General features: G+C 70.2%; 6 protein-coding genes. 1 reads left to right on the forward strand and 5 read right to left on the reverse strand.

What is annotated here, in order from left to right:
• Positions 1-726 carry a GNAT family N-acetyltransferase gene (locus Q0L11_RS14280; RefSeq protein ID WP_296598105.1) on the forward strand — a complete coding sequence of 242 codons (726 nt, stop codon included), beginning with the start codon at positions 1-3 and terminating at the stop codon, positions 724-726.
• 18 nt (positions 727-744) lie between these two features.
• Here Q0L11_RS14280 and Q0L11_RS14285 read toward each other — a convergent pair whose 3' ends face one another.
• The 5 genes from Q0L11_RS14285 to Q0L11_RS14305 all read right to left on the reverse strand — a co-directional run bounded on the left by Q0L11_RS14285 (position 745) and on the right by Q0L11_RS14305 (position 6,177).
• The gene (locus Q0L11_RS14285; protein ID WP_296598107.1) at positions 745-2,505 is read right to left on the reverse strand and encodes an amidohydrolase family protein; all 1,761 of its coding nucleotides are present in this window, start codon (positions 2,503-2,505) and stop codon (positions 745-747) included.
• Between the two features lie 83 nt (positions 2,506-2,588).
• A complete protein-coding gene (locus Q0L11_RS14290) occupies positions 2,589-2,972 on the reverse strand; it encodes an ankyrin repeat domain-containing protein (RefSeq protein ID WP_296598108.1) in 384 nt (127 codons plus the stop codon).
• Between the two features lie 5 nt (positions 2,973-2,977).
• A complete protein-coding gene (locus Q0L11_RS14295; protein WP_296598109.1) occupies positions 2,978-4,363 on the reverse strand; it encodes a M20/M25/M40 family metallo-hydrolase in 1,386 nt (461 codons plus the stop codon).
• 235 nt (positions 4,364-4,598) lie between these two features.
• Positions 4,599-5,417 (reverse strand): enoyl-CoA hydratase-related protein, encoded by an 819-nt coding sequence (locus Q0L11_RS14300; RefSeq protein WP_296598110.1) that lies wholly within the window; start codon positions 5,415-5,417, stop codon positions 4,599-4,601.
• 106 nt (positions 5,418-5,523) lie between these two features.
• Positions 5,524-6,177, reverse strand: coding sequence for a uracil-DNA glycosylase (locus Q0L11_RS14305; RefSeq protein WP_296598112.1), 654 nt, complete (start codon positions 6,175-6,177; stop codon positions 5,524-5,526).
• Positions 6,178-6,285 lie beyond the last annotated feature (108 nt).

Here is a 6,285-nt window from a genome sequence, read left to right on the forward strand (position 1 = left end):
TTGGACGCCGCCGACATCGAGAGCCTGGAGCGCGCCACGGTCGAGGCGGTGGCGCCGCCCGACACGGTGGAGATCGATGGCTGGCTGCTTCCCTTCGACGACGGAACGATCGGACGGGCCAAGAGCGCGACGCCGCTGCGGCACGACCTCGACGCGTCCGCGCTCGACGCCATCGAGGCGGCCTACCGCGCGCGGGGCCTGAAGCCCGCCTTCCGGGTCGCCGACGTCCCCGGCCTCGCCGCGGTGACCGCCGAGCTCGCCCGCCGAGGCTACGTTGGCGAACAGCCCACGCTCGTGATGACGGCGCCCGCGGCGCGGGTCGCGGAAGTGGCGGTGCCGTTCGCCGACCTGCTCGACCATCCGGACGAGGCGTGGGGCGCGGTGTTCCTGGGCGAGGGGTTCGACGCGAAGGACGGCGCCCACCGGGTCCGCCGGCTCACGGAGGCGCCCGACGCCCTCTACGGCGCGATCCGCGACGGCGGCCGTACGGTGGCGGTCGGGGTGGTCAGCTTCGGCCACGGCTGGGCGGGCGTCCACGGGATGCGCACGGCGCTGGACCGCCGCGGCTCGGGCTTCGCCAGCCGCCTGCTGGCCCTCTTTGGCTCGGCCGCCCAGGCCCGGCAGGTCGACCGCGTGTTCCTGCAGGTCGAAGAGGCAAACCCAGCCCGCCGCATCTACGAGCGCGCCGGCTTCACCCCGGCCTGGACGTATCGCTACTGGCGCTAGCTCCTACTCCGCCGCCGCCTATTCGGCCGCCATCGGAAGGATCACGGCCTCGCGGCCGCCGCGCACCAGGCCGCCGGGCAGCGCGCCCGTGTGCTTCCCGTCCTCGAAGGTCACTTGGCCCGACTTCACCGTGTAGCGGTAGCCGTCGGCCTTCTGGACCAGTCGCCGGCCGCCCGCGGGCAGGTCGTGGATGGCCTCGGGGCGATGCAGGTTCAGCCTGTCGAAGTCGATGATGTTGAGGTCGGCCAGCAGGCCGGGCTTCAGTTGGCCGCGGTCGTTCAGGCCGTAGGCCCGGGCGGTGTCGCTGGTCAGCTTGCGCACCAGGAACTCCAGCGGGAAGCGGTCGCCCTTCACGCGGTCGCGCGCCCAGTAGCTGAGGATGAACGTCGGCATCCCCGCGTCGGCGATGACCCCGCAGTGCGCGCCGCCGTCCGACAGGCCGAACAGCACGTTCGGGTGCTGCATGTTCTTGCGGAAGAAGTCGAAGTTGTAGGTCTGGTAGCCGCCCAGCGGCTGGTAGAACAGCTCGCGCCCGCCGTCGCGGATGAGCAGGTCGTACATCATCTCCAGCGGCGGCACGCCGGCCGCCTCGGCTAGGCCCGCAACGCTGCCCTCGCGGTCGGGCTCGTAGAATGGCCGCTCGCCCAGCGGGAACACCCGCCACAGCAGGCTGCCGCCGAACGCCACGGCCAGGTCGCCGGCCACGCCGTCGCCGATGGCCGCACGGATCAGCGGGCTGTCCTCGCTCAGCAGCGCGGCGCGGATCTCCGGCGTCTTCATCAGTGCCAGCCGTTCCTCCAGCGAGGCGTCGGCCAGCTTCGCCTTCCAGGTCGGGCTCGCCATGAAGACGTGGAAGCTGGACGTCAGGCCGTGCAGCACACCGGTGGGCCGGCCGGCGATCTGCGGGCGGATGTCCATACCGTGGCGGCGGCTCTCCTCCGCGATGTTGTACATCTTGTCGCCTTCGTAGGCGCCGGCCGACGTCGCCACCAGCGTCACCGGCAGGCCCGTCTCCTGGGCGAAGCCCTTCACCCACATCCACTCGTCGTCGTCGCCCAGGTGGTCGGAGACCATTTCGAACACGCCGTGGCGCAGCCCCTTCATCGACAGCCCCAAGGCCAGCATCTCGTCCGAGCCGGCGAAGGTGCCCGGCATGTGGACGCCCTTCAGGTCCTTGTGCAGCAGGGTGCGGGAGGTCGAGAAGCCCAGCGCGCCGGCCTCGACGCCCTCGCGCACGATGCTCGCCATCTCGGCGATCTCGTCGGCGTTGGGCGCGTAGTCGGTGTTGCAGCGCTCGCCCAGGACGTAGGCCCGCACCGAGGCGTGCGGCACATGTGTGCCCACGTCGATCGCCCGCGGCTTGGCCTCCAGCGCATCGAGATATTCGGGGAAACTCTCCCACTTCCAATCGATGCCCTCGTGCAGGGCCGAGCCGGGGATGTCCTCCACCCCTTCCATCAGCTCGATCAGGAAGCCTTCCTGTCCGGGCCGCACGGGCGCGAAGCCCACGCCGCAATTGCCCATGATGGCGGTGGTGACGCCATGCCAGGAGGAGGGCGCCATCACCGGGTCCCACGTAGCCTGGCCGTCGTAGTGGGTGTGGATGTCGACCCAGCCCGGCGTGACGATCAGGCCCGTGGCGTCGATCTCGCGCCGCGCCGAGCCCTCGACCTTACCGACGGCCACGATGCGGTCGCCGTCGATGGCCACGTCGCCCGAGAACGCCTCGCCGCCTGTCCCATCGACGATGGTCCCGCCGCGGATGATCAGGTCGTGCATCGGATCCTCCCAGATCTCATGTTCTTTGAGGGAAGGATGATCCCGGCGCCCCTGGGGAAGTGAAGGGGTTATTCCGGGGCCGATCAGCGCCTGGCGTGTGGCCGTCGCGACGGCCTCAGCAGCGCCGCAACCTTGCTGTGCGAGCCCAGCGCCGCGAGCTTGGCCGCGGTCTGGCCGAACTCGTCGGGCAGCGAGCGGTCCGCGCCGAGCGCCAGCAGGCATTGAACGACGGCGAGGTGGCCGGCGCCCGCCGCATTGTGCAGCGGTGTCATCCCCAGGTCCCCCCGGGCGTTCACGGCGGCGCCGAGCGCCACCAGGTCGCGCACATCGGCCTCGTTCCCTTGAAACGCCGCCAGATGCAGCAGCGTGTCGTCGTCATCCATCCTGCCCGCCGGGCCCAGGAGCTCCGCGGCCTGGTCGTTGTCCTCGTAGGCGGACCGGATCTCTTCGAAGGTGCGCGATGCCATGGCCGCTACTTCGCCAGGTCGCGTAGGATCGAATCGTAGTGGGCCAGGTCGCCGTCGATGGCGCTGATCGGCGCGCGTTCGTTCAGGCCGTGGCTGAACTCGTCCGAGTCCTTCATGAACAGGCCTGAGACGCCATAGCTCGGCACGCCGGCGGCGCGGAAGTACATGCTGTCGGTCGCGCCCGACGCCTGGGCCGGCACGATCGGAAGACCGGGGAAGCGCGCGTGCACGGCCTTGGTCACCGCGGCGATCACGTCGGGGCGCAGCGGCGAGGCGGGGCTGTCGATCGAGCCGTCGTCCAGCCGCTCGACCTTCACGTCCTTGCCGACGATGCTTGCAAGGGTGTCCTTCACGCTGGCGGACGAAGTGCCCGGGAAGATGCGGCAGTTCACCGTCGCCACGGCCTTCTGCGGCAGGGCGTTGGCCGCGTGGCCGCCCTCCAGCATGGTCGCGACGCAGGTGGTGTGAAGCGCCGGGCTCCAGGCCGGGTCGTCGCGGATCGTCTTGATCGCCGCCGCGTCGGCGGGATTTGCGGCGAAGGCCTTTAGCGCCGCGCCCACCGCGCCCGGCGTGTTGCCGCCCGCGGCCGCCAGCGAGGCCCGGGTGATCTCGTTGCTCATGGTCGGCCACTCATAGGCCTCGAGCTTGTCCAGCGCCTTGGCCAGCCGATAGATCGCGTTGGTCGGCGTCGGGCGGCTGGAGTGGCCGCCCGGGTCGGTCACCGACAGGTGGAAGTCGGCATAGGTCTTCTCGGCGCCCTGGATGCCGAAGCTGATCGGCTTGCCCTCTTCGGTGAGCGAGCCGCCCCCGCCGTCGATGTTCAGCACCAGCTCGGCGTCCTTCAGCTTCTGGGCCAGGACGGCGGTGGTGCGCATGGTCGTCTCTTCGTCGCCCGATAGCGCGAGGATCACGTCCCGCCCGGGCTTCCAGCCGCTCTTGCGCAGGTTGGCCAGGGTGGCGACCATCATCGAGACGTCGAACTTGTTGTCGACGGCGCCCCGCCCGAAGACGTAGCCGTTCTCGACCACCGGCGTGAACGGATTCCTCGTCCAATCTTCGGGTTTCGCTTCCACGACATCCATGTGGCCCGAGATGACGATCGGCTTCTTCTTCGGATCGGTCCCGGGGTACCGGGCGATCATGTAGGCGGTGCCCGCCATCGGCTCGATGGTGATCTCGTCCGCCTTGTAGCCGGCGGCCAGCAGCACGCCCTTCAGGTACTCGGCGTAGGCGACCGTCTTGCCGGCCCCCGCCACCGTGCGGTGGCTGATGCTGGTCTTCAGGATCTCCAGCGCCTGGTCGTGCGGCAGGGGCGGGGCCTTCGGCGCGGCGAGGGCGGGGGCAGCGACGGCCGTGGCCAGGAGGGCGGCGGCGAAGGTCCTGATGAGCACGCGGTGAATCCACTGAAGCTGAAGCGAGCGGCGACGCTACAGCCCGAGTCCGCTAACCGCCATAGGTCATCGGGCCACCTTCGCCATGCTCCCTTCTCCTACTCGTCATGGCCGGGCCTGTCCCGGCCATCCAGAGGCGCCGACGGATGCGGCGTTGTCACGGACGGGCCACCGGCGCTTCTGGATCCCCGGCACAAGGCCGGGGATGACGAGCGAAGACGGAGTGGTCCAAGGCTCAGCGTCCTTTGAATTCCGGCGCTCGCTTCTCCATGAACGCCTTCATGCCCTCCATCGCGTCCTCGGTGCGCAGCAGCGGGATGAGCTGCAGGAAGACGTGGTGCACGTGCTCGTCGAAACCTTCCGAGAGGCCCACGCGCATCATCCGCTTCGAGGCCTGCACCGCGAGCGGCGCGTTCGAGGCGATCTCCTTCGCCAGTGCGCGGGCGGCCGAGCCGACCTCGGCGTCCGGGACCACCTGCGAGGCCAGCCCCAGGCCCAGGCATTCGGCCGCCGTCAGCGTCCGGCCGGTGAAGATGATCTCGGCCGCCTTCGACCAGCCGATCAGCCGCGGCAGGAACCAGGTGCCGCCGCTCTCGGGCACGATCCCGCGCTTGGTGAAGGCCGCCGCCAGCTTGGCGCCTTCCGCCATGATCCGGATGTCGCAGCCCAGCGCAGTGTCCATGCCATAGCCCGCCGCCGACCCGTTCAGGGCGCAGATGGTCGGGGTGTCCAGGTTGAACATCACCGTGGGCGGGGTCGAACGCAGGTCGATGTTCGTCGAGGTCGAGGCGCCCTCCAGCCCGGTCGAGCCCTTGGTCGCGCCCCGCAGGTCCAGCCCGGCGCAGAACGCCCGGCCGGTCCCGGTCAGGATGATGCAGCGCACCTCCGGATCGCGGTCGGCCTTCAGCAGCAGTTGCGCGAGCTGGTTCAGCATCGGCCCCGAGATGGTGTTCATCCGGTCGGGCCGGTTGAGGGTCAGCGTGGCGATGTGCTCGCTCACCTCATAGAGCACTTCGTCCTGAGCGATGGTGTCGGCTGCAGCGCTGTCGGCCATGGTGTCCTCCCGGGGTTTTGCCGGGAGGTTAGCGCATCGGGCGGCTTCCGCAGAGGCAGTGCGGATCGTTCCCAAATGCATGACGAGTGGGAGACGGGAGAGAACCTCAGCCGTCGATCAATTCCCGCGCCCGCCGAAACACCGCCTCGAACATCTCGGCCGTCAGCCGGCCCGTGTTCGTGTTGAGCCGCGAGCAGTGGTAGCTGTTCAGCACCACGTAAGGCCCGGCCGGGAACTCGGTCCCGTGGCCGGCGATCCCCGCCGACGCCTTCAGCCCCAGCGCCCGCAGCACGTTGCGCCGCGAGACGTCGCCCAGGGTGACGATCACCTTCAGCCGGGGCAGGGCGGCGAGCCGGCTGGTCAGGAACGGCCGGCAAGTGGCTTCTTCCACCGTCTCGGGCTTGTTGCCGGGCGGAGCGCAGCGCACGGCGTTGGTGATCATGCAGTCGACCAACTCCAGCCCGTCGTCGGGCCGCGCCTCATAGCTTCCCTTGGCGAAGCCGGTCTTCAGCAGGGTGTCGTAGAGCATCCAGCCCGCGCCATCGCCCGTGAACGGCCGGCCGGTGCGGTTCGCCCCCATGCGGCCGGGCGCCAGGCCCACCACGCAGAGCTGCGCCTGCTCGTCGCCGAACGAGGCGACGGCCCCGTTGAAGCCGCCGGGCACCGAGATCTTGTTGGCCTCGCGGTACGCCACCAGCCGCGGACACAGCGGGCACTCGCGCGGCGCCTCGGCGGGCGCCGTCGGCTCAGATGTCGGCATCGCGTTCCACGTGCGGCGCGCGGTTCTCGGAGAGGAACTTCGGCAGCCGCGCGGGCCGGCCGATCAGGTCCGACAGGTCGGCCAGGTCCACGAAGTTGTCGGCCTGCC

Source organism: Phenylobacterium sp. (assembly GCF_024508875.1).
Classification (GTDB): domain Bacteria; phylum Pseudomonadota; class Alphaproteobacteria; order Caulobacterales; family Caulobacteraceae; genus Phenylobacterium.

Bases quoted from the DNA above. Each gene is read 5' to 3' on its own strand.
- Q0L11_RS14305 (WP_296598112.1), bottom strand. From the start codon at position 6,177: ATGCCGACATCTGAGCCGACGGCGCCCGCCGAGGCGCCGCGCGAGTGC.
- Q0L11_RS14290 (WP_296598108.1), bottom strand. From the start codon at position 2,972: ATGGCATCGCGCACCTTCGAAGAGATCCGGTCCGCCTACGAGGACAAC.
- Q0L11_RS14300 (WP_296598110.1), bottom strand. From the start codon at position 5,417: ATGGCCGACAGCGCTGCAGCCGACACCATCGCTCAGGACGAAGTGCTC.
- Q0L11_RS14285 (WP_296598107.1), bottom strand. From the start codon at position 2,505: ATGCACGACCTGATCATCCGCGGCGGGACCATCGTCGATGGGACAGGC.